The sequence below is a fragment of the Mesorhizobium sp. ES1-4 genome (assembly GCF_020164745.1).
Taxonomy (GTDB): Bacteria; Pseudomonadota; Alphaproteobacteria; order Rhizobiales; family Rhizobiaceae; genus Mesorhizobium.
Genome location: NZ_JAIUGV010000008.1, coordinates 1 through 21,992 on the forward strand (window position 1 = coordinate 1; position 21,992 = coordinate 21,992).

At 61.2% G+C, this 21,992-nt stretch carries 14 protein-coding genes; 13 read left to right on the forward strand and 1 reads right to left on the reverse strand.

Going from position 1 to position 21,992, the window contains the following annotated elements; translation table 11 throughout:
* Positions 1-425: 425 nt before the first annotated feature.
* From LB556_RS16375 to LB556_RS16425, 11 genes are all read left to right on the forward strand, one after another.
* Positions 426-1,148: an NDP-sugar synthase gene (locus LB556_RS16375; RefSeq protein WP_224568730.1), complete on the forward strand. Its 723-nt coding sequence runs from the start codon at positions 426-428 to the stop codon at positions 1,146-1,148.
* A 46-nt stretch (positions 1,149-1,194) separates the two neighbouring features.
* Positions 1,195-2,331, forward strand: a complete 1,137-nt coding sequence (locus LB556_RS16380; protein WP_224568731.1) for a DegT/DnrJ/EryC1/StrS family aminotransferase — start codon at positions 1,195-1,197, stop codon at positions 2,329-2,331.
* Entirely contained in the window at positions 2,328-2,999 is a 672-nt protein-coding gene (locus LB556_RS16385; RefSeq protein ID WP_224568732.1) for a sugar transferase, read from the forward strand. The genes LB556_RS16380 and LB556_RS16385 overlap by 4 nt, the downstream gene beginning before the upstream one ends.
* Before the next feature lie 72 nt (positions 3,000-3,071).
* Complete coding sequence (locus LB556_RS16390; protein WP_224568733.1) at positions 3,072-4,076, forward strand: SDR family NAD(P)-dependent oxidoreductase; 1,005 nt, start codon at positions 3,072-3,074, stop codon at positions 4,074-4,076.
* A complete protein-coding gene (locus LB556_RS16395; protein ID WP_224568734.1) occupies positions 4,073-4,462 on the forward strand; it encodes a hypothetical protein in 390 nt (129 codons plus the stop codon). The genes LB556_RS16390 and LB556_RS16395 overlap by 4 nt, the downstream gene beginning before the upstream one ends.
* A complete protein-coding gene (locus tag LB556_RS16400) occupies positions 4,449-5,711 on the forward strand; it encodes a polysaccharide biosynthesis/export family protein (RefSeq protein WP_224568735.1) in 1,263 nt (420 codons plus the stop codon). Before LB556_RS16395 ends, LB556_RS16400 begins: the two co-directional genes overlap by 14 nt.
* Before the next feature lie 383 nt (positions 5,712-6,094).
* Positions 6,095-7,849, forward strand: coding sequence for a type I secretion system permease/ATPase (locus LB556_RS16405; RefSeq protein WP_224568736.1), 1,755 nt, complete (start codon positions 6,095-6,097; stop codon positions 7,847-7,849).
* A 26-nt stretch (positions 7,850-7,875) separates the two neighbouring features.
* Positions 7,876-9,213: an HlyD family type I secretion periplasmic adaptor subunit gene (locus LB556_RS16410; protein ID WP_224568737.1), complete on the forward strand. Its 1,338-nt coding sequence runs from the start codon at positions 7,876-7,878 to the stop codon at positions 9,211-9,213.
* A 1,403-nt stretch (positions 9,214-10,616) separates the two neighbouring features.
* Positions 10,617-15,746, forward strand: coding sequence for a beta strand repeat-containing protein (locus tag LB556_RS16415; protein ID WP_224568738.1), 5,130 nt, complete (start codon positions 10,617-10,619; stop codon positions 15,744-15,746).
* A gap of 13 nt (positions 15,747-15,759) precedes the next feature.
* Positions 15,760-17,919: a type I secretion system permease/ATPase gene (locus LB556_RS16420; RefSeq protein ID WP_224568740.1), complete on the forward strand. Its 2,160-nt coding sequence runs from the start codon at positions 15,760-15,762 to the stop codon at positions 17,917-17,919.
* A complete protein-coding gene (locus LB556_RS16425) occupies positions 17,894-19,324 on the forward strand; it encodes an HlyD family type I secretion periplasmic adaptor subunit (protein WP_224568742.1) in 1,431 nt (476 codons plus the stop codon). Before LB556_RS16420 ends, LB556_RS16425 begins: the two co-directional genes overlap by 26 nt.
* A gap of 173 nt (positions 19,325-19,497) precedes the next feature.
* On the opposite strand, the gene LB556_RS16430 is transcribed toward LB556_RS16425, so the two are convergent.
* A complete protein-coding gene (locus LB556_RS16430) occupies positions 19,498-20,370 on the reverse strand; it encodes a protein-L-isoaspartate O-methyltransferase family protein (protein WP_224568744.1) in 873 nt (290 codons plus the stop codon).
* 452 nt (positions 20,371-20,822) lie between these two features.
* Here LB556_RS16430 and LB556_RS16435 point away from each other — a divergent pair, with 452 nt between their 5' ends.
* Both LB556_RS16435 and LB556_RS16440 read left to right on the forward strand, forming a co-directional pair.
* Positions 20,823-21,080, forward strand: coding sequence for a hypothetical protein (locus LB556_RS16435; protein WP_224568746.1), 258 nt, complete (start codon positions 20,823-20,825; stop codon positions 21,078-21,080).
* 97 nt (positions 21,081-21,177) lie between these two features.
* The gene (locus tag LB556_RS16440; RefSeq protein WP_224568748.1) at positions 21,178-21,972 is read left to right on the forward strand and encodes a hypothetical protein; all 795 of its coding nucleotides are present in this window, start codon (positions 21,178-21,180) and stop codon (positions 21,970-21,972) included.
* The last annotated feature ends 20 nt before the right edge of the window (positions 21,973-21,992 follow it).

Here is a 21,992-nt window from a genome sequence, read left to right on the forward strand (position 1 = left end):
ACATCACTTACCCCTAATATAGTCCAATTCAGCGAAAAGCTTCTCTCTTTTTTGAACCTGACCCGAGGGGGCTGCCGGACGATGTCGAGCCGGATTGCGGGCTCGGTGTGCTGCACGGTTTTTTGGCTCTTGCCACAGGCCAGTTCCTACGCGTGGCGGATGTCTGCCTTTTCGCTGCAAACGCGGATTCCATTGGTCCCATAGTCGGGTCCCATCGCTTAGGCTTCTCCTTGATCCTTCGCGACTATCTGAGCCAGAAACCCGTCGGGACGTTGCCATTCGAATGCACGACGACACCACTTCTGAGTGGCCATACCATTCACGATGCAGTGTTCGGATCGGGCTAAGGGGCGACCCTTCGAGGACTCATTCGGCAGTCGACTGGTGATGATGACGCTTGGGCTCAATGACCTTGGGAGGCTTGGATGAAAGCGGTGATTCAATGCGGTGGAATGGGGACACGCCTTCGCCCCTTCACATCGGTCCTGCCAAAGCCACTCATGCCGATCGGTGCGCGGCCGGTTCTCGAATTGCTCCTGAAATGGCTGCGTCGCAACGGCATCGACGACGTCTATATCACGACCGGATATCTCGGGCACTTGATCCGCAGCGTCTGCGGCGACGGCTCGCAATGGAACATGAAGATCAAATACACGCAGGAAATGGAGCCGCTGGGCACCATCGGACCGCTGTCCCTGATCAGGGATGAACTGACCGAAACATTTCTCGTGCTCAACGGCGATGTCCTTACCGACCTAAGCCTCAGCCGATTTATAGCTGCTCACCGGCTGCACAAGGATCCGGTGACGATCGCGACGGCATGCCGCGTGATCAAGATGGACTTCGGTGTCATTGACGAAGTGAACAATGCCGTACAGCTCTTCCGCGAGAAGCCGACGCTTTCCCATCTTGTCAGTATGGGAATTTACTGCATGGACCCGACCGTTCTGCAGTTCATTCCCTCCGGCGTGCCATACGGGTTCGACGACTTGATGCTGCAGATGATGCAGGGCGGCACGACCGTGCACGTTTTTAAACATGACGGTCTCTGGCTCGACATCGGTCGCGTCGACGACTTCCAGAGCGCACAAGCGATAGCGTGGGAAGAGCAGTCGGCTTCAATCGAAGTCGCCGCTGCGGCAGCATGAAAAAACGGATGTCGCGAGGCTGCCAACGACAGCCAGGGAGGTTACGATGCTCTTGGTGAGCGCCCCGATCCTGGGCGTGCCGGAGAAGGCGGCTCTATCGAAGGTGATTGATAGCGGCTGGCTGACCATGGGCGACCGGGTACGGGCCTTTGAAGAGGCCTTTGCCGACATGCATGGGGCTGAGGACTGCGTCGCGGTCAGTTCTTGCACAGCAGCGCTTCATCTTATTCTGCATGCACTCGGAATAGGGCCCGGCGACGAGGTGCTGGTTCCGTCCATGACCTTCGTGGCGACCGCGAACGCGGTGCTTTACGTCGGCGCGAGTCCCGTCTTTGTCGACATCGAGTCAGCCGACGTGCCGTTGATGTCGATAGTCGAGGCGGAAGCACGCTGCACGTCGCGCACCAAGGCTGTAATTCTCGTACACTTCGCGGGCTACCTCGCCGACCGGGAGCAATGGCAGAAGTTCGCCCGCGCCCGCGGGCTGCACATCATAGAGGACGCCGCGCATGCTCCAGGCTTGAAGCAAGTCGGGACGTTTGGCGCCGCCGCCGCCTTCAGCTTTTACGGCAATAAGAACATGACAACGGCGGAGGGTGGGGCCGTGATCGCCAGGGATCCCGACCTGCGCGACAGGATTCGCCGGGCCCGCGGGCATGGGATGACCACCGGCACCCAACAGCGGTTGAACAGCCGCACGCCGCAGTATGACGTCACCATGCTTGGCTTCAACTATCGCATGGACGAATTGAGGGCGGCAATCGGCCTGGTGCAATTGCAGAATCTGCAGGAGTGGAATGAGATCAGGCGCATTCTTGTCGTCCTATACCGGCGCCTCATCGCAAATTATTGCCCGGCGGTGACGGTCCCGTTCAGCGAACCGCGGACATCCGCTTACCATATCATGCCGATCCTTCTGCCGAGCTTGGCCAACCGGCAAGACGTTGTCGACCATTTGCGAAACGAGGGGATACAAACCACCATCCACTATCCTCCGGTGCACCGGATGACGTTCTATCGCGAGCGATTTCCAGGGATCGAATTGCCGGTGACAGACGAATTCGCTCAGCGCGAACTGACAATTCCACTTCATCCCCAGATCACTTCGCCGGCGGTCGAAGCTGTTGTGGCCGCTTTGGCAAGCGCGCTGGCCAATTGTATGCAAGCGGAAACAGCGGCATGAATGCTCCGGATTTATCCCTGCATCGACACTTCGCCCCAAACCCGGCCCACGGGCTCGCTAGACGAGCGATTGATCTCGCCCTGGCAATGACAGCGGTCGTGGTTCTGGCTCCGCTGATGCTGCTGATCGCCGTGGCCCTTATGCTCGAAAGCGGCTGGCCTGTCTTGTTCGTCCAGACCCGCCTGGGCACAGGCGGCCGGTCCTTCCGCATGTACAAGTTCCGAAAGTTCGCCGTCCGCTGTAGCACGCATGGTCTTCCGCTGACTGTCGCCGGCGACTCTCGCATGACGCCGATTGGCCGGCTTCTCGCGGCTGCGAAGTTCGACGAGTTGCCGCAACTCTGGAATGTCCTGAAAGGCGAAATGGCAATTGTCGGGCCACGACCGGAAAGCCTTGCCTTCGCGGACTGTTTCCTTGGCGGCTTCGAGCCCTTGCTGCAATACAAACCGGGCCTGCTCGGTCCCTCGCAGACCCTCTTCCGGCACGAAGCCTGCCTCTATCCGCAATGCGTGGATCCGCTGCGGTTTTACCGGGAGATCTTGTTTCCGGCCAAGGCGAGGATCGACCTCTCCTACTATCCTAAGCGGACGATCGGCTCTGACATCGCCTGGATGATGCGCGGCTTTCTGGCAATCCTTCGCCCGGCTCGGCCGCCGGTCGGCGTTTGAGAAGCCTTGGACATGCTCGGCCGCTCTTGGATCCCGGAGATCAGTGCTTCAGGTTAGGGGGAAGGCTTGGTCATGGCCTACAACGGCAAGAAAGTACTGGTCACCGGCGCGGATGGATTCATCGGGTCGCATCTCACCGAAGCGCTGGCCCGCGACGGGGCTGACGTCACGGCACTGGCCCTTTACAATTCATTCGACAGTCACGGTTGGCTGGATGACTTGCCGGACGCTGTTCGAAGCCGGCTGAAGCTCGTCCGCGGAGACGTTCGCGACAGCGCGTTCCTCAACCGGATCGTGCGTGGCCAGGCGGTCGTGTTCCACCTGGCGGCACTGATCGCCATTCCGTATTCATATGCGGCTGCTCAATCCTATGTGGAGACCAACATACTGGGCACCGTGAATGTGCTCGAAGCGGCGCGCCAATGGGAGACTGAGCGCGTGGTGCACACCTCAACGAGCGAGGTGTATGGCACCGCGCTGACCATGCCCATCGGCGAAACCCACCCGCTGCAGGGACAGTCGCCATATTCGGCATCCAAGATCGGCGCCGACATGATGGCAGAGTCCTATGCCAGGTCGTTCGATGTTCCCGTAGTCATCATGCGGCCCTTCAACACCTACGGCCCGCGTCAGAGTGAACGGGCAATCGTGCCGACCATCATACGGCAGGCCCTCGATTCGAACTGCCGGGCGATCATGGTTGGGGATACCAGCCCGATCCGTGACCTCACTTTTGTCGAGGACACGGCGGCGGCGTTCTTGACGGCAGGTTTGGCCGAGCTCGAATTCGGCCGCGCCTACAACGCCGGCAGTCAGCGGGCCGTGACGATCTCTGATGTGTTGGATCTTGTGCTTGAACTGAGCGGCTCCAAAAAGCCGGTCCATCGCGACGAAAGCCGTTTGCGGCCGCAAAACTCGGAGGTGCGAGCGTTGCTCGCGGATTCCTCGCGCTTTGAAAGTGAGACTGGATGGCGGGCACAGACCAGCTTGCGCGACGGCCTGGAGCGAACCATCGCGTGGTGGCGCGCGCGCCTTGGTGAAGGCCGTGTACGCCGGGAAAAGGGCTATATGACATGACCCTGTTTCGCCGTCGTGCATGGCCTCTGATGTTGATTGCAGGCTCCATGTGCCTGGTTCTGCAGGCGGCCGGAAGCCAGGAGAGCAACGCACCAGCACAGTTTGCAGTGCCGGCGGCGATGGATCGGCCCGACTATCTGCAATCGACGAGGGATCCGGTGTCCGGCAAGGCTTTCACGCGCATCACCGAGCCAGGCGCACTCGGCAAAGGCATCGTCTGCGGCGACAAATACCACGCCTCGCCATCCCCAGATGGTTCGCAGGTGATTTGGTCGAGCAACTGTGGCGCGCCTGGCGGTCCAGTCTACGATTTCGTCGCTCGCATCGATTGGCCTCGGGAGGGCCATTCGAAGCCAACTGAGGTTGTCGCAAATGGTCTTCACTAATCGACATGCTCTCGCCCTCATCGTCGCCTTCTGCACCGTGCGAGTGGCCGCGGCGGCAGACATTTCGGCCCCCTACCAACTTTCTCCGGGCGACACAGTCGACATAGGAATTGCCTCCATTCCCGATCGCACACAGCGTGCCGTGGTCCAGATGGACGGTACGATCGCACTTCCCGAAGTCGGCATGATCTCGGTCGGGGGGCTGACTTCGACACAGTTGCAGGAACGCATGGAAACCATCCTGCCGAGCAAGATTTTTCGTATGCGCCTGCCTGACGGAAAAGAGCAGATGATCGTCATCAAGCCAAGCGACGTGACCGCCATCATCGCCGAGTACCGTCCGATCTATGTGACTGGCGACGTGCTCACCCCAGGACAGCAAACCTATCGTCCGCTGATGACCGTCCGGCAGGCAGTCGCGGTTTCAGGTGGGTTCAGCCTTTTGCGGACGCGGGCAAATCAGAATGGCCCTGATCCGGTTGATTTGCGACGCGACTACGAATCGCTTTGGGGCGAGTATACCAAGGCCTACCTGCACGGCGCCCGCATTCGGGCCGAACTTGAGAACAAGGACCGCTTTGACACCAAGATGCCGCAAGGCTCGCCGCTGCCGGACAGCGTCGGCGCGGTGATCGCCCAGTCCGAAAGCGAGGCACTCAAGATCGCCCTTGGTGACTATCAGCAGGAGCAGAGTTTCCTCGACAAGGCCGAGAAAGACACGGCGGCTCAGGTCGAGGTGCTTGCCAAGCGCCAGGAGGTTGAGGCCGAGGGGGTCAAGGCGGATGAGGAGGACATGGCGCGGGTAACCAAATTGTATGAAGCAGGCAACCTGACCAACAACAGACTGGCTGACGTCCGGCGCGCCCTGCTGCTCTCGTCCAGCGGGGCGCTTCAAACATCGGTCGAACTGATGCGCACACAACATCAGCAGGACGATTACGCCAGGCAGCGCGAGCACGTCGACAACCAGAGAAGGATCGACCTCCTGACCGAACTGAAAGACACCGACGCGCTACTGGCGGACCTTACCTCGAAACTTCATGCCACCAGCCAGAAATTGCAACCGACCGGAGCATCCGCGCTGCCCCTTCCGATTGCAGGCGAAACAGTCCGGGCCCAGGTGACGATCGTCCGCAAAGTAGGTGATGAGTGGCGAAAACTGGCCGCCGACGAAGACGCGGCGGTGGCGCCCGGCGACACCGTTGAGGTCAGGTTCACGAGCGACCTCGAAAGCGCTGCTGCACAATAGTACAGCCCCGGTCGGACCGACACAGTTCGAAAGACGCGATCCCAAAGGCGCAATCAAGTCCGGTGTATGGAACCACGCAGGAATGACCCGTCCTGAAAATGCCGCGTCGACTCCGAGGGCATAGCGAGCAAGCGCTCGGCGCCAGTTTCCGACTGTCCGCAAACCAATGCTTTCAGCGCCTTATCCCCCGCTTTTGTAAGCCAGCTTCGAGTTCTCGGGGGTTACGTCACGATTTTGCTGCATTTTGCCCAGAGTCCACACATTAGCGGGGCATGATGTTCTATTTCGAGGGGAAGCATGCTGCTCAAGGAAGATAAAAGGCTGTCCTTCATCGGCACAGCCAACAAGGTCGCGGGGCGATTTCGCGTCAAAGAGCGCAGGCCATGAGGCCGAGGGACGGGCGCTCGCTCGATCTGCGTGCCGCCATGTTGGGCTGTGTACCAGGGCTGGCTGGTGTTGGCCTGTTTTCCGCGGTCATAAACATTCTGGCGCTCACCGGCTCCGTCTATATGCTTCAGGTCTACGATCGGGTCCTCCCTTCGCAGAGCGTTCCGACACTTGTCGGATTTACGATCGGGATGCTGGGCCTGTACGCGGTCTATGGAGTGCTCGATTTCGTGCGGCTTCGCCTGCTGGTTCGAATCGGCAATCGCGTCCACAAAAACCTGCAGCAAAAGGTCTTCGCGCTCTCGCTCTCTCTACCGCTCATTGCCGGGCAGGACGCGAGCCGGGTGCAGCCGCTTCGTGATCTGGATCAGTTGCGCGGCTTTCTTTCCGGGGTGGGGCCGACTGTCATCTTCGACGCCCCCTGGATACCGTTCTATCTGGTGGTCATCTACCTGCTACATCCGTGGCTCGGCATGCTGGCAGCGGTTGGTGCGATTGTCGTCGTGCTGTTGACGGTGGTCGCAGAAATCCTCGGCCGCGGACCGGTCGAGCGTGCGTCTGAAGCACTTCTCGCACAGCGGACCCTTGCCGATTCCGGCCGCCGGAACGCCGAGGTCGTGCGTGCCATGGGCCTTTCGGGGCGGCTTGGCCGGCGCTGGAGCGACGTCAATCATGCGTATCTCATGCAGCAGGAGCGCCTGTCCGACATCGTTGGCGCCGCCGGTTCACTATCGAGGGCGCTCCGGATGGCCTTGCAGTCTTCGGTTCTCGGGCTTGGCGCCTATCTCGTGATCGGTGGCGAGGCCTCGCCAGGCGTAATCATTGCGTCTTCCATATTGCTGGGGCGCTCACTGGCACCGGTTGATGCGGCGATTGCAAACTGGCGGGGGTTTGTGGCGTTTCGGCAGAGCTATTTCCAACTGGCGGCTGTTCTGGCCGCTTTCGGCGGCCAGAACGAGCCTATGGAACTGCCACGCCCACAGGCCATGCTTGCGATCGAGGACCTGACAATAGCACCGCCAGGCCAGCAGAAACCGACAGTAGTCAATGTGGGCTTCCAATTGTCGGGGGGCGCTGGGATGGCCATCGTCGGTCCCAGTGGGTCCGGAAAAACCACGCTTGTGCGCGCTTTGGTAGGCGTGTGGAAGCCGTTTCATGGAACGGTAAGGTTGGACGGGGCCTCTCTCGATCAATGGGGTCCGGAACGGCTCGGCGCCCATATTGGATATTTGCCGCAGGATGTTGAGCTGTTTGACGGTACGGTTGCCGACAACATTTCACGGTTCGGCGGCAAGGGCGACGCCAGAGGCGTGCTGGCAGCTGCCAGAGCGGCAGGCATAGACAAGATGATCATGCGCTTGCCGGCGGGCTTTCAAACGCGGGTAGGGGAAGGAGGAACGGCTCTGTCGGCTGGACAGAGGCAACTCGTCGGGCTTGCCAGGGCACTTTACGGCGATCCGTTTCTCGTCGTCCTCGACGAGCCGAACTCAAACCTGGACGTGGATGGCGACGCCGCCTTGGCTGGGGCAATCCTGGCGGTGCGCCGGCGCGGAGGCATCGTCGTAGTTGTTGCGCATCGTCCCTCTGCCCTGACCAATATCGACACGGTACTCGTAATGTCGAATGGGAGGCTTCATTCCTTTGGCTCACGCGACGAGGTTCTGGCGAACGTTATCCGGCCCTTCCCACCGGCAGCAGAGCGGCCAAGTTCGGTCGTCCCGCTGCAGAAAGGGCTGAGCGGCCATGCCTGAGGTCTTGCTCTGTGTCTGACGTGGCAATGTCGTCATACACTCCGGTTGACGGTGGAGGGACCGAGACCAAATCACTCGACGACGCGGATGGCATACGGGCCAATCTTATCCTCGGCTTGGTGACCACGATTGCGCTGATTGCCGGTGGAGGGCTTTGGCTCGGCTTGACCAAAATCGCCGGCGCGGTGATCGCGCCCGCCACCGTGGTGGTCGAAAGCAACATAAAGAAAGTCCAACATCAGACCGGCGGCACCATCGGCGGAATCTTCGTGCAAGACGGTGATCATGTGCAGGCCGGCGAGGTGGTGGTCCGGCTCGACGACACGCTGATGCGGGCCAACCTGCAGATAATCAATGACAACCTCGATCGCGCTACCGTTCGTCTTGCACGACTTGAGGCCGAGCGACAGGGGCTGCCGGAAATGACGCTTCCGGCCAGCCTCGAGGCCGAGAGGGGCAATCCGGACTTGGCCGGACTTGTCAACGGCGAGCGTGCCGTGTTCGAAAGCCGTGCAGCTGCGTTGGCAGGGCAAACGGCGCAGTTGCAAAGCCGCTCGAAACAACTTGAGAATCAGATCGAGGGACTGAAAGCGCAGCAGGCCGCGACAGATGAGTCTGTGGTCCTCCTTGATCACGACCGGGTCGACGTCGAAGCGCTCTATTCGAAAAAGCTGGTGTCCAAGGAGAGGGTGAGCAACGTCAGGTTGGAAGCGACGCGGGCTCATGGAGAATCCGGACGCCTTGCCGCGGCAGTCGCCGAGACGGAAGCCCGGATCAGTGAGACCGAGTTGCAAATCCTCCAACTGGGTGAGCAAAGGCGCAGCGACGTCACGGGCGAACTCCGCGAGACGGAAGCCAAGGTGACGGACCTCAACGAGCGCAGAGTTGTGGCGCAGGATGAACTGACCAAAACGACCATCCGCGCTCCCCAGTCGGGAACAATACAAGAATCGTCCGTCCACACGATCGGCGGTGTGATCGGTGCCGGGGAAGTGCTCATGATGGTTGTTCCCGATACCGACGATCTCGTCGTGGATGCGCTCATCCCTCCGTCGCGCATCGACGACGTTCGTCCTGGTCAGCCTGTGTCAATCCGCTTTCCGGCTTTCGATGCCGGCACCACGCCTGCCTGCCGAGGCAAGGTTCGGCGCGTTTCGGCGGATCTGATCAAAGATCAGCAACACCAGCTCTCGTATTTCTCGGCACGTGTCAGTGTTGAAAACAAGGTGGACTGCCTGACGGGAGCAAAGGTGCTCAAACCGGGAATGCCGGCCGAAGTCCACATAAGCACGGACCAGCGCAGTGTCTGGTCTTACCTGATGAAGCCCCTTACCGATCAGATGTCCCGGGCCTTCCGCCAATGACGGTTGGGAGCGAGCCGCACCCACCTCCGATTTCTGATCCTTCGGTCGGTTGCAGCCGCCAGCATCTGGCGACAATCTACAATCGCGTGAGTGAGGATCAAGTACGTTGGGAGCAGCGCAATCGCAAGCAGCGCTGCGAACGCGGCACATCAGTCATGGAGCGGCCCGGCAGCCCGCCGTTTTTCTCGGCCAAGCGCCGAGCCTAACCGGCTAGCGTTGGGGTGATTGGTCGCCGGCTGGGGAAAATATGCGCGTGCGCCAGCGGAAGGCATCATTCGAACGAATACGGTATTTGTCGCGGTTCGATCAATCGTGAGGCCATGAAGACCGACAGGTGGCGCCCGTAGCGACAGGGCCGTCTTGTTGGAACTGCCTTCATCACAATGAACGGCGACAAACGGACGAGCTTGTGGGATCGATGAGTGCGAGCGCCGCGCAACCGCAGAAGATGGGATGTCCGGACAGGCCTTTGGCTGCGCAAGTTGCTCAATGCCGGAGAGGATACGATACATGTCTCCTGAAGGACTTCGCGACATCCGACAGATAAGTTGGCCGCGATACAATGAATTTGGTCGGTCCGCGAAGGCCGTCGCCGATGGCGAGCGCGCCAAACGCGCCGCCAAGATGGCGAGATTGAGATCGCTTCGTACTCTATCTTTGCTAGCAGAGGCGGATTTGCGGGTTTCATTCATTGAGGAACTCGACTGTTCTCTGCTTCTCAAGGAACTGAGAGACGCTAGAGGGTTCTCTGCGTGGAGTTGATCCGCCACAATGGCAAACTCGGCCTTCCGCAAGGAATCGGGGCTGTTCGCATATGCGGTATCGTGGGGATCGTCGGCCACTCGCAGGCTGCCCTCGCGGCTGACGACAAGACCGCCCTTGCCCTGGCAAGCCCGCCGTTCGAATGATGCCATTCCACCAGCTCAAGCGCATGATATCGCCAGCCGGCAAACCTACCTCAAGCCAGCCGGTTAGGCCCGGCGGTTGACCGATCGCCCCCGACTGTAACCACCGGGCCGCCCGGCTCACGGCGTTTGATCCTGGCTCGCGTTCGTGATCCGACCTGTACTCGTTACACTCGGACCAGAACAGGTTTAGCGGGAAATGCGAATGGTCCGCGTCGCCTTTGCTCGTGCCTGGACCATACCGCCTTGTGGGGAATGGAGCCCTGTATCATTCGAATGGAGGGTGCGCGCGGCGGCGCCCCGATTTATTCCGAACACTGCGCCAATTCAGGATGCGTCAGGCGGGGACTATACGGCGTTTGTCGTCCAGGCCGCACAAAAGTCGGGGCGTATCGAGGAATTGCGCGAGGGGAGGAAACCGTCCGATCTCACGAGGATCGGATCGATGTCCGGGGTTATCAGGGGATGATGATCCTCCACTCCGATCGGGAGTTTCGAATGACCAGTTCGTCTCAGATCAATACCTTGCTCTCCGGTATTTCCGATACTTCGAGCGACCCGCCGCACAATGCGCTCGCCGTCGGCCCAAACAACATAGTCACTGCTGAAGGATCGCAGGTCGAGTGGACGGATTTGTCCGGCGGCATGGCGAATTTGCAATCGGTCTATCAGTTCTTCGGTTCGCTTGATCCGACCGCGACCAATGCGCTGTTCGATCCGCGCGCGGCATATGACAGCGTCAACCAAAGATATGTCGTCACCATCGACAATATCGGCTCGAACGGTGCGATCAGCAATATCGACATCGCGGTATCGCGGGACTCGAACCCCGATGACGGCTGGTATTTCTACTCGCTGAACACTTCGCTTTCGATCAACGGTCAGTTGACGGCCGCCGATCAGCCGACCGTCTCGCTCGACGGCACCAACATCTACATCACGGCACCTCAGTACAACGTCAATGTCTCCGGCTTTGCCGGCACGGAACAATGGGTCATCGGAGACACGGCGGGAGCCGGTGGCGGCATCTACAACGGCGGCAAGATGACTGTGGTCGCCAACAAGGTTGCGGCGCCCGATCAGGGTATTGCTCGGGTCGTCGCCGGCAACAATGGCCAGACCTACTACGCCTCGGTGGTGAACACCGGCAGCCAGACCCAGGTGACCGTGCAGGCCTACAGCCTCGCGACGAACAATTTCGGCCCGGCGGCCACGGTGTCCCTCGGCAACATCGACCAGGGTGGCGGAGGAAACGATTTCACGGCCCAGCAGCAGGGAACGAGCGTCCTGCTCGATGCCGGCGATGGGCGCATCCAGAACCTCGCCTATGCCAATGGATTTCTCTACGGCGTGTCCGAGGTGATGCCGGTCGGCTCCAGCGTTCCACAGGTCCACTGGTTCAAGATCGATATGAGCAACCCCAGCAGTCCGACCCTCGTGGCCCAGGGCGATGTGCCGGGCGCTGCGATCGGTAACGGAGTTGCCACATTCGACGGCTCGATTGCCGTCGACGGGGCGGGCGACGTCATCATCAATTTCACCGCCAGCGGCCCGGGCATGTATCCGGCTGACTATTACAGTTTTCAGGCTGCCGCCGACCCCTCGGGCGCCTTCAGCGCACCCGTTCTCTATCAGGCAAGCACCAGCTATCTCGCCAATGGCGATGGAGGAAATGTGCAGCGTTGGGGGTTCAATTCCTCAGCGACCGCGGATCCCGGCGATCCGAATTCCTTCTGGTTGTCGAATGAATATGTCGCCAATGGCTGGTGGCAGACGTCGGTGGCACAGGTCGCGATCCAGACGCCGACCGCGAATGTGACCGATCGTCTGCTCAAAGACACCGGCGCATCGTCGAGCGACCAAATCACGAGTAATGCCAAGCTGACCGGCACCGGCATTGCGAACGCCGTCGTGTCCTTCACGGTGGATGGCAACGCGATCTCGACCACGGTAACGGCCAGCAATGGCGGTGCCTGGACCTTCACGCCGACAGGGCTCGCGGACGGACAGCATACGATCGTGGCCAGCGAGACGGGCGCGCCTGGGAATCCCTCACCTGCCTCGTTGACGTTCACACTCGATACCACGTCGCCTACGGTGACGATCACCAATGCCGGCGGCTCGGCCAGTCAGCCAGCGCTGACCGTGACGGGAACTGTCAGCGATCCCGATATTTCGGGCCCTGGCACGACAGTCGCGATATTCGACGGCACGACCCAGGCGGGAACCGCGACTGTCCAGGCGGACGGAACCTGGAGCGGCACCATCACCTTGACCGATGGTACAAATACCCTGACGGCGAGAAATATCGATATCGCCGGCAATGCCGGGGTCAGCGCGCCGGTCACTTACACGATCACGACGCCGGCATCATCGGTCCAGACCCTGTTCAAGGGCATCTCGGACCCCTCCGATGATCCGCCGGACAATGGCCTTGCGGTGGGACCTGGCAATATTGTGATGGCCGAGGGGCAGCGGGTCGGATGGACAAACCTCGCCGGCACCGCCGCTACGAACATGTCGGCCTATAGCTTCTTCCCCCCACCAGGGGGAGCAAGTTCATGGGTTGGCTCCCTGAAAGACACCTTCAGCGCATACGATGCCGTCAACAACCGCTTCGTCTACAGCACTGAAAATCTCAATCCGCATACCAGCCCCGGCAGCACCAGTGAAGTGTTTGCGGTTTCCAAGGATTCGAATCCAAACGATGGCTGGTATTTCGGTTCGATCAGCACCTCGACGGTCATCAATGGCGTGGCGACCGAATCCGACGAGCCGACGCTGGCGGTCGACGGAACCAACATCTACATCGCGTCTCCGCAATACAACGCCTCCGGTCCAGGTTATCTAGGATCGGAGTTGTGGGTCATCAGCGATACGGCCGGAGCGGGCGGCGGCATCTACAATGGCGGCACGCCGACCGTCATAGCGACCCAGTTGACGGACCCGAGTTTGGGCATCTTCCGCGATGTCGCGGGCAACAATGGCAAGACGTACTTTGCAAGCACCTACAACAGCGGCGGGCAGAGCTTCCTGGCGCTGCAAACCTATGACGTGGCTTCGAACACGTTTGGGTCCATGGCCAACATCTCTTTCGGCAACATCGACCAAGGCAGCGGCGGCACGACTTTCGTCGCTCAGCAGCAAGGTTCCAGCGTGCTCCTGGACGTCAACGACGGTCGAATCGGCAACCTCGTCTACGCCAATGGATTCCTCTACGGCACGAACGAAATCAAGCCGACCGGGTCGAGCGTTCCGAACGTCCACTGGTTCAAGATCGACGTCAGCAACCCGGCCAATCCTGTCGTCGTGGCGCAAGGCACCATATCCGGCAACACGATCGGCGCGAACGTGGCGACATTCAACGGCTCGATCGCCGTCGATGCGGCAGGCGACGTGATCATAAATTTCAATGCCAGCGGCCCGAACATGCTTCCGTCGGACTATTATGTCCTTGGCAAGACTGACAATCTGGGCTTTGGGTTCACCACTCCGACCCTCTATCAGGCGAGTTCGCAGCCATTCGCCCTGGACACCAATCGCTGGGGCGCCAACTCCTCGGCCGTCGTGGACCCCAACAATCCGAATTCGTTCTGGATATCGAACGAATACATCGCGAACAATTGGTGGCAGACTGCCGTCGCACATGTCGTTGTTCAGGACGCAGGTCCCATCATCGCCTCGATCTCACCGTCCGGCACGGGGATCGCCAACGGCAATGGCGACCTGAATCCTGGCAAGGTCGTCACGCTGACTGTGAATTTCAGCGCAGCCGTGACGGTGGACACTACAGGTGGTTCGCCACGCCTCGCCCTCAGCGACGGCGGCACAGCGACCTACACTGGCGGCTCGGGCACGACGGCATTGAGCTTCAGCTATACGGTACTCGCCGGGCAGAACTCGTCCGACCTGACCGTCTCGTCGCTCAATCTGAACGGGTCGACCGTCAAGGACGCTTTCGGAAACAACGCCAACCTCTCGGGCGCCGCCAACTACAATCCGGCGGGCATATTGCAGATCGACACAGCGCCGCCGACGATCACCTCGATCTCGACGTCAGGCACCGGGATCGCCAACGGCAATGGCGACCTGAATGCCGGCAAGATCGTTACCCTGACGGTGAAGTTCAGCGAGGCAGTGACGGTGAATGGGGCAGGCGGTTCGCCGAGGCTCGTTCTCAACGATGGCGGAACAGCGACCTACAGCGGTGGCTCGGGGACGACGGCACTAAGCTTCAGCTACACCGTGCTCACCGGGCAAAACACGCCCGACCTGACCATTGCCTCACTCGATCTGAACGGATCGACCATCAGCGATGGCGCGGGTAACAATGCCAATCTCTCGGGCGCCACCAACAACAATCCGGCCGGACTATTGCAAATCGACACGGCGCCTACGGTCGCCTCGATCTCGACGTCCGGTACCGGGATCGCCAATGGCAATGGCGACCTGAATGCCGGCAAGGTCGTTACCCTGACAGTGAACTTCAGTGCGGCGGTGACGGTGAGCACCGCGGGCGGTTCGCCGAAGCTCGTCCTCAACGACGGCGGAGCGGCGAGCTACAGCGGCGGTTCGGGCACGACCGCACTGAGCTTCAGCTATACGGTGCTTGCCGGACAGAACACGTCCGACCTGATCGTTTCCTCGCTCAATCTGAACGGGTCGACCATCAAGGACGCTTTCGGCGCCAATGCCAACCTCTCCGGCGCCACCAACTACAATCCAGCCGGCATATTGCAGATCGATACGACGGTGCCGACGATCGCCATCAGCACGATAGCTGGCAACAACAACATCAATGCCGCGGAAGCATCGACCGGATTCGCCATCGGCGGCACCTCGACCAATGCCGAGAGCGGCCAGGCCGTCACTGTCAATATTGTCAACAGTCAGAATGTGGTCGTCGACAGCTATACGGCGTCGGATAAGAACAATGCCTGGTCGGTGAATGTGACGAGTGCGCAGGCACAGGCGCTCATCGACGGCGTCTATACCGTCACCGCCGATGTGGCGGACAAGGCCGGCAACCTCGCCCCGCCCGCCACCAGGAGCCTCACGGTCGAGGAAGACAACAAGCCCGAGGCGCCGATCCTGACCATCGCCAACACGGCGCTGACAGTCCAGGCACATGGCTCGGTGGCACTCGGGATCACGGCAACTCCTGTCGATTCCGACGATAGCGTCACTGTCAAGATCGCGGGCTTGCCGAGCTACGAGACGATCACGGCTCCTAACGGCTACAATGTCAGCAAGGCGCGGCAATCGAACGGCACCTACACATGGACGGTCAGTGAGACCTCGTCGACGAAAGGTAAGCCGCTTGCGGGGCTCACGCTTGCGTCCTCCTATGGCGGCACGGGCCATCCAGTTGCCACGCTGACAGTCGTTGCGAGCAATACGACCTCGGGCGAAGCCGCGAGTTCGCCATCCCGGACCATGACGGTCACGGATCCCCCGGCGATCACGACCGCACCGATATCGAACCTCATCGCACTGTTCAACCAATACGCGGCGTCAGGTTTCCTCGGCGGCCGAGCCAATGCCGGCGAGATCGCTTCGACATGGACTCAACATGGCGGCCACGATGTCGTGGCGTTCCTGGCGACGCCAGGCCATATCGAGCGCTGAGAGGGACCGGAAAATGGCATTCGGAGGCCCCCAGGCCGGGCGAGAGGACGATCAGGGGCTTGGCGCACTGGTCATGCTCTTGCAGCTCAATGGCGTTGCGGCCGAGGGGCCACAGATCCGTCACAGGCTCGGCCAGGCGCGGATCGGCACGACCGAGATGCTGCGCTGCGCCAAAGACCTCGGGCTGAAGGCGCGTAACGTCAAAAGCGCCTGGCCCCGCCTTGCCCGCACGCCCTTGCCGGCCATCGCGGCGCTCAAGGATGGCGGCTTCCTGCTGCTTGGCAAGGCTGGCGAGGAACAAGTTCTTGTCCAGCGTCCCAATGCGCCGCGTCCGGAGGCATTGTCGCGCGTCGAGTTCGAGGCGATCTGGGACGGGCGGCTGATCCTGATGGCGCGCCGGGCCTCGCTGTCGGACCTGTCACGGCGCTTCGACATCACCTGGTTTCTGGGCGCGATCCGGAAATATCGCCGCCTCCTGGGCGAGGTTCTGGTCGCATCCCTGTTCCTGCAGCTCTTCGCGCTGATCAGCCCGCTGCTCTTCCAAGTCGTGATCGACAAAGTGCTTGTACACCGGGGCATGAGCACCCTGGAAATCCTCACCGTCGGTTTCGTCGCGATCGCGGTCTTCGAGGCAGTCCTCGGCGGGCTGCGCACCTATCTCTTCGCCCATACGACCAATCGCATCGATGTCGAGCTCGGCGCGCGCCTGTATCGCCATCTCATGGCGCTGCCGCTCGCCTATTTCCAGGCGCGACGCGCCGGGGACTCGATCGCTCGCGTGCGCGAGCTCGAGAATATCCGTAACTTTCTCACGAGTTCGGCTCTGACACTCGTCGTCGACCTTGCCTTTACAGTGGTCTTCCTCGGTGTGATGGTCGTCTATTCCCCGCTCCTGACCTTGGTCGTGCTAAGCGCATTCCCCGTCTACATCGGCATTTCCGCGGGCGCGACGCCGCTCTTTCGCAGGCGGCTCGACGAGAAGTTCAGGTGCGGCGCTGAAAATCAGGCGCTGCTCGTGGAGAGCATCACCGGGGTCGAGACGTTGAAGGCGCTCGCGGTCGAGCCGCAGATGCAGCGTCGCTGGGAGGAACAGCTTGCCGCCTATGTGTCCGCAAGCTTCAGCGTGATGAGCCTGGGCAACATGGCAAGCCAGGCGATCCAGCTCGCAAGCAAGATCGTCACAGCCGCTATCCTGTTCTTTGGCGCCAAGCTTGTCATCGATGGCAACCTGACGGTGGGCGAGCTGGTGGCCTTCAACATGCTGGCGAGTCGAGTGAGTGCACCAGTGCTGCGACTGGCGCAGATCTGGCAGGATTTCCATCAAGCGCGCCTCTCCATCGAGCGGCTCGGAGATATTCTCAACACGCAACCCGAGCCGACGCTCGGCGCGGGTCGTGCCTCGCTGCCGCCCATCCGCGGGGAGATCACCTTCGAGCATGTCGGCTTCCGCTACCGCATCGATGGACGGGAGGTGCTGCACGATGTGAGCTTCCAGTTTCCGCCCGGCCAGATCGTGGGACTGGTTGGCGCTTCCGGTTCAGGCAAAAGCACGATCGCGAAGCTCATCCAGCGCCTCTACGTGCCTGAGACCGGGCGCGTCCTTGCCGATGGTGTCGATCTCGCCATGGTCGATACAGCCTGGCTGCGTCGGCAAGTAGGCGTCGTGCTACAGGAGGACGTGCTCTTCAACCGGTCGGTGCGCGACAATATCGCGCTGGCCGATCCGGCCATACCGATGAAGGATGTCATTGCCGCGGCTGAACTGGCCGGAGCCAACGAATTCATCCTCGAACTCCCGGAAGGCTATGACACGGTCATCGGCGAGCGTGGCTGCTCGCTCTCCGGCGGCCAGCGCCAGCGCATCGCCATTGCCCGCGCGCTCCTGGGCGATCCGCGCATCCTCATCTTCGACGAGGCGACGAGCGCCCTCGACTATGAGAGCGAGCGCATCATCCAGGACAATATGCGCAGCATGGCCGAACGGCGCACCGTCATCATCATCGCCCATCGCCTGTCCATGGTACGCCATGCGGACCGCATCATCACGATCGATCGAGGCCGCGTCGTCGAGGACGGCACGCATGACGATCTGATGCGTTCGAACGGTCGTTACGCCAACCTGCATAATCTGCAAGCGGGGAACGCCAATGGCAGCCGTCGGAAACATCGTTGAGTTTCCCGCGCGGCAGGTTCGCCGGCGCGACTACGAGACCGCTTTCCTGCCCGCGGCGCTCGAGGTCATGGAGACGCCGCCTTCGCCCATTGGCCGCGCCATCGGCGCGACCATCATCGCCTTTTTCTGCCTGGCTCTCACCTGGGCCACGGTCGGCAAGGTCGATATCGTCGCGACGGCCCCCGGCAGGATCGTGCCGGATGACCGCGTCAAGGTCATCCAGCCGTTCGAGACCGGCGTCGTGCGTGCAATCCATGTGCGCGACGGCGCCTTGGTAAAGGCCGGCGACGTCCTGGTCGAGCTCGATCCGACGATCAGCACGGCGGAGACCGACCACATCAAGAGCGATTTCGTCGCTGCGCAGCTCGAGGTGGCGCGGCTGCGGGCGGCGCTCGCGGGGAATGCCAATCCCCTCGATGATTTCGTCGCTCCCGCCGATGCGGGCCAGGCCTTGATCGAGACACAACGTCGCTTTCTCATGACGCAGACGGCCGAGCAGGAAGCCAAGCTCGCCGAGATTGAGCGCCAGCTTGCGCAGAAGGAGGCGGAGGGCGAGACAATCACCGCCACCATCGACAAGCTGCAGGCAGTGCTCCCGCCGCTCCAGGAGCGAGTGACGATGGACAAAAACCTATTCGACAAGGGTCTCGCCTCCAAGATCACCTATCTCACCGACCTGCAGGACCTGATCAGCCAGCAGCACGATCTCCCGGTGCTGGAGAGCCGTGGGCGCGAGGTCAACGCGGCTGTCTCCGTGCTGAGGGAAACCCATTCACGAGCCGAGGCCGAATACCGGCGCTCGCTTTTCGATGATTTGGCGAAGGCCGAGCAAAAGGCGGCCGGCCTGGCCCAGGACATGGTCAAGGCAGAGCACAGGGCGAAGATGCAGACCCTGAGCGCCCCCGTAGACGGCGTCGTGCAGCAGCTCGCCGTGCATACGATCGGAGGCGTCGTCACGCCGGCGCAGTCACTCGCGGTCGTCGTGCCGGCCGATGCTGCTCTCGAGATCGAGGCCATGGTGTCGAACAGCGATGTCGGCTTTGTTTCTCCGGGGCAGGAGGCGGAGATCAAGGTCGATACGTTCAATTTCACGCGCTACGGACTCTTGCACGGGCACGTGCTCGGCGTCTCGCGCGACGCTGTCAACAATGACAAACGCGACGATGCCTCGCGCGAGCCACCATCGGCGGCACAGAGTTCAACGGCCGGGACAAGCGGGCAGGGGCTCGCCTATGTGGCGCGTGTCTCGCTCGACCGCACGCAGATGCAGATCGAAGGCAGATCCGCCGATCTCTCGCCCGGCATGTCGGTCACGGTCGAGATCAAGACCGGCTCACGTCGCATCATCAGCTACCTGCTTTCGCCGCTCATCCGCTACAAGCAGGAGATCCTGCGCGAGCGGTGAGATGCGGAGAGGACATCATGAGCCGGCGGGCTTGCCTGGATTTGGATCCTGGTCGGCGTCAGTCGCGGAGTTACTCATGATGACCACCTGGTGTTCGCGCTGAGGGAGCACCGTTCCCCGATCATGTCGGCTGCTTCAGATGAGCTAACGATGCCGCCAGCAAGCATGCTGGGTCAGTCGCCATTGTGGGTCCCGACGATGCCGGACTGGCCAAGTTTGGTGAATGGCACGAAGGACAAGGTCCCGCCTTGATAGATGTCCGAGCGTGCGACGGTGAAGCTGCCATCGGCAGCTGGTTTCTTGGTGATCTTCAGCACATGCTGGGCGCCGGGCGGTCCGACAGGGATGACCATGATGCCGTTCGGCCGCAGTTGCTGCAGCAGGGGCGGCGGGATGTGGTCGATGCCGCAGGTGACGATGATCCTGTCGAACGGGGCCTCTTCCTTCAGCCCGTAATAGCCGTCCCCCGTGTGGGTCGAAATATGCTGGTATTCGGCGTAGCCGTCGGCGATGAGCCCGTCATAGATGCTGCGCGTGCGCGCCGCCAGCGGCTTGATGATCTCGATCGAATACACCTTGTCCGTGAGGTAGGAGAGATAGGCGGACTGATATCCAGAGCCGGTGCCAATCTCCAGCACCTTGTCACCTCTGCGCACATCGATGGAGTTGGTCATGCGGGCAACGGTGTGCGGGCCGGTGATGGTCACGCCATAGCCGATGTCGAGATAGTGCCATTCATACGCGCGCGCGATGTTCGCCTTGGTGACGAAGCGCTCGCGCGGGGTCAGCAGGTAGGCGCGCTTGTCGCGGTCGTCCCACACGTCCTTGTGGGCGATCAATTGCTCGAAACGGTCCCAGCGCTGCCCCAGGAAATTGGCAGACTCGCCGCGGTTCTTCTGCATCCACTGGATGTAGTCAGCCTTGCTCGTCAGTGGAGGGCCGCCGTCCAGCGCCAGCTGGATCTTGGCGACGCCGCCCGTCGGGAACACAGCGGAGGCCAGCCCCGTGGCGCCATAAAGCATCAATTCGCGTCGGCTGAGCGCCATGGCGTTTGACCTTTCCGGAGCGTTGGGCCATCGGACAATGCCGCAACTCCATTCTCCTTCCGCCGCGGGGCTCCACCCTTGGATCCGACGCCTATAGCATCTGAACCGGCCTGGACATCTCGCGAACCATTCTTGCGTTACAAACATACATAGGATCGTTTTACGACCACATTGCTGGCTCCATACAAAAGCGTAAGGTTTGGGACATTCACAGCTTCAAACATGCATCGCACATTGCGCTCGAAGCGGCGGCGACGTCGCGGGCGATCCAAGTTTGCGATCGCCAGATGACGGAAAGTGTCTGGCGAGTAATTTCCTGGCCTTCGAATGTTCTTACGAAATTGTAAGCCGCAGGACAGGCTGGTGTGAGGTCACATCCCTAAGGTTCGGTTGCCGGCGCCATCGTCGGATTTTTAAGCCGGGGCAACCGGCTCCAGCCAAGGAAATGTCTCATGAAGAAATATGCGCTCGCCATGGCAATCGGCCTTTTCGCCGTCGCCAATCCAGTTTCCTCGGTTTTCGCTGCTGCCACGCCCTGCGAGGACGCACTGAAGGCCTTGCGCGCGGCTGAAGCCACTGCCAAGCCCAGCGAGGCCGACAAGGCGAAGGTCTCGGAGTTCGAGACCAAGGGCATCGAACGCTGCAATGCCGACGATGACAAGCGTGCCGACGACTTCTTCGCCCAGGGGATGAAGATCCTGGGCAAGTAATGCATGTCGCCTGATGCATGTCGCCCGAAACGCCCGACGGTTCGGGCGCATGCATTGACCACGACTGATCCCCTAACCGCAACGACTGGATGCCATCATGCTCGCGCCGCAAGCCAACCGCATTGAGCCGGCTCTCAACAGGGTTCCCGACGTCACCGTCGATTTCTGGCTGATCAAGCTCATGGCGGTGACCATGGGCGAAACCGCCGCCGACTATCTTGCCGTCAACCTCGGTCTTGGGCTGACGGTGACGTCGCTGATCATGGCCGGCGTCCTGGTCGTCGCCCTTGTCCTGCAGTTCGCGCAGAAGCGTTACGTGCCCTGGACCTATTGGCTGGCGGTGGTGCTGATAAGCGTTGTCGGCACCCTGGTTACCGACAACCTCGTCGACAATTTCGGCGTCCGTCTCGAGACGACGACGATTGCTTTCAGTGTCGTGCTGGCCGCGACCTTCGCGGTCTGGTACGCCAGCGAGAGAACCTTGTCGATCCACACCATCTTCACCACCAGGCGCGAAATCTTCTACTGGCTGGCGATCCTCTTCACCTTCTCGCTCGGTACCGCCGCCGGGGATCTGGTCGCCGAACGCTTCGACATGGGCTACCTCACCACCGGCTTGCTGTTCGGCGGTGTGATCGGGCTCATCGCGCTGGCCTACTACCTCATCAATCTTGACGGCATCCTGGCCTTCTGGCTCGCCTACATCCTGACGCGGCCGCTCGGCGCCTCGTTCGGCGACCTGCTGTCGCAGCCGGTCGAATATGGCGGCCTGGGCTTCGGCACCACCTTCACCAGCCTGGCCTTCCTCGGCTGCATCGTCGCCCTGGTCCTCTACATGACGCTTAGGAAGAAGGCCGATGAGCTGGACGAGATGCTGCTTGATTCGGACTAGGTCCGGCGAAGAGACCGCAG

Excerpts from the sequence above, each read along its gene's own strand:
- LB556_RS16400 (WP_224568735.1), top strand. The coding sequence starts at position 4,449 with ATGGTCTTCACTAATCGACATGCTCTCGCCCTCATCGTCGCCTTCTGC.
- LB556_RS16420 (WP_224568740.1), top strand. The coding sequence starts at position 15,760 with ATGGCATTCGGAGGCCCCCAGGCCGGGCGAGAGGACGATCAGGGGCTT.
- LB556_RS16385 (WP_224568732.1), top strand. The coding sequence starts at position 2,328 with ATGAATGCTCCGGATTTATCCCTGCATCGACACTTCGCCCCAAACCCG.
- LB556_RS16430 (WP_224568744.1), bottom strand. The coding sequence starts at position 20,370 with ATGGCGCTCAGCCGACGCGAATTGATGCTTTATGGCGCCACGGGGCTG.
- LB556_RS16435 (WP_224568746.1), top strand. The coding sequence starts at position 20,823 with ATGAAGAAATATGCGCTCGCCATGGCAATCGGCCTTTTCGCCGTCGCC.
- LB556_RS16410 (WP_224568737.1), top strand. The coding sequence starts at position 7,876 with ATGTCGTCATACACTCCGGTTGACGGTGGAGGGACCGAGACCAAATCA.
- LB556_RS16375 (WP_224568730.1), top strand. The coding sequence starts at position 426 with ATGAAAGCGGTGATTCAATGCGGTGGAATGGGGACACGCCTTCGCCCC.
- LB556_RS16390 (WP_224568733.1), top strand. The coding sequence starts at position 3,072 with ATGGCCTACAACGGCAAGAAAGTACTGGTCACCGGCGCGGATGGATTC.
- LB556_RS16440 (WP_224568748.1), top strand. The coding sequence starts at position 21,178 with ATGCTCGCGCCGCAAGCCAACCGCATTGAGCCGGCTCTCAACAGGGTT.
- LB556_RS16405 (WP_224568736.1), top strand. The coding sequence starts at position 6,095 with ATGAGGCCGAGGGACGGGCGCTCGCTCGATCTGCGTGCCGCCATGTTG.
- LB556_RS16380 (WP_224568731.1), top strand. The coding sequence starts at position 1,195 with ATGCTCTTGGTGAGCGCCCCGATCCTGGGCGTGCCGGAGAAGGCGGCT.
- LB556_RS16395 (WP_224568734.1), top strand. The coding sequence starts at position 4,073 with ATGACCCTGTTTCGCCGTCGTGCATGGCCTCTGATGTTGATTGCAGGC.
- LB556_RS16425 (WP_224568742.1), top strand. The coding sequence starts at position 17,894 with ATGGCAGCCGTCGGAAACATCGTTGAGTTTCCCGCGCGGCAGGTTCGC.
- LB556_RS16415 (WP_224568738.1), top strand. The coding sequence starts at position 10,617 with ATGACCAGTTCGTCTCAGATCAATACCTTGCTCTCCGGTATTTCCGAT.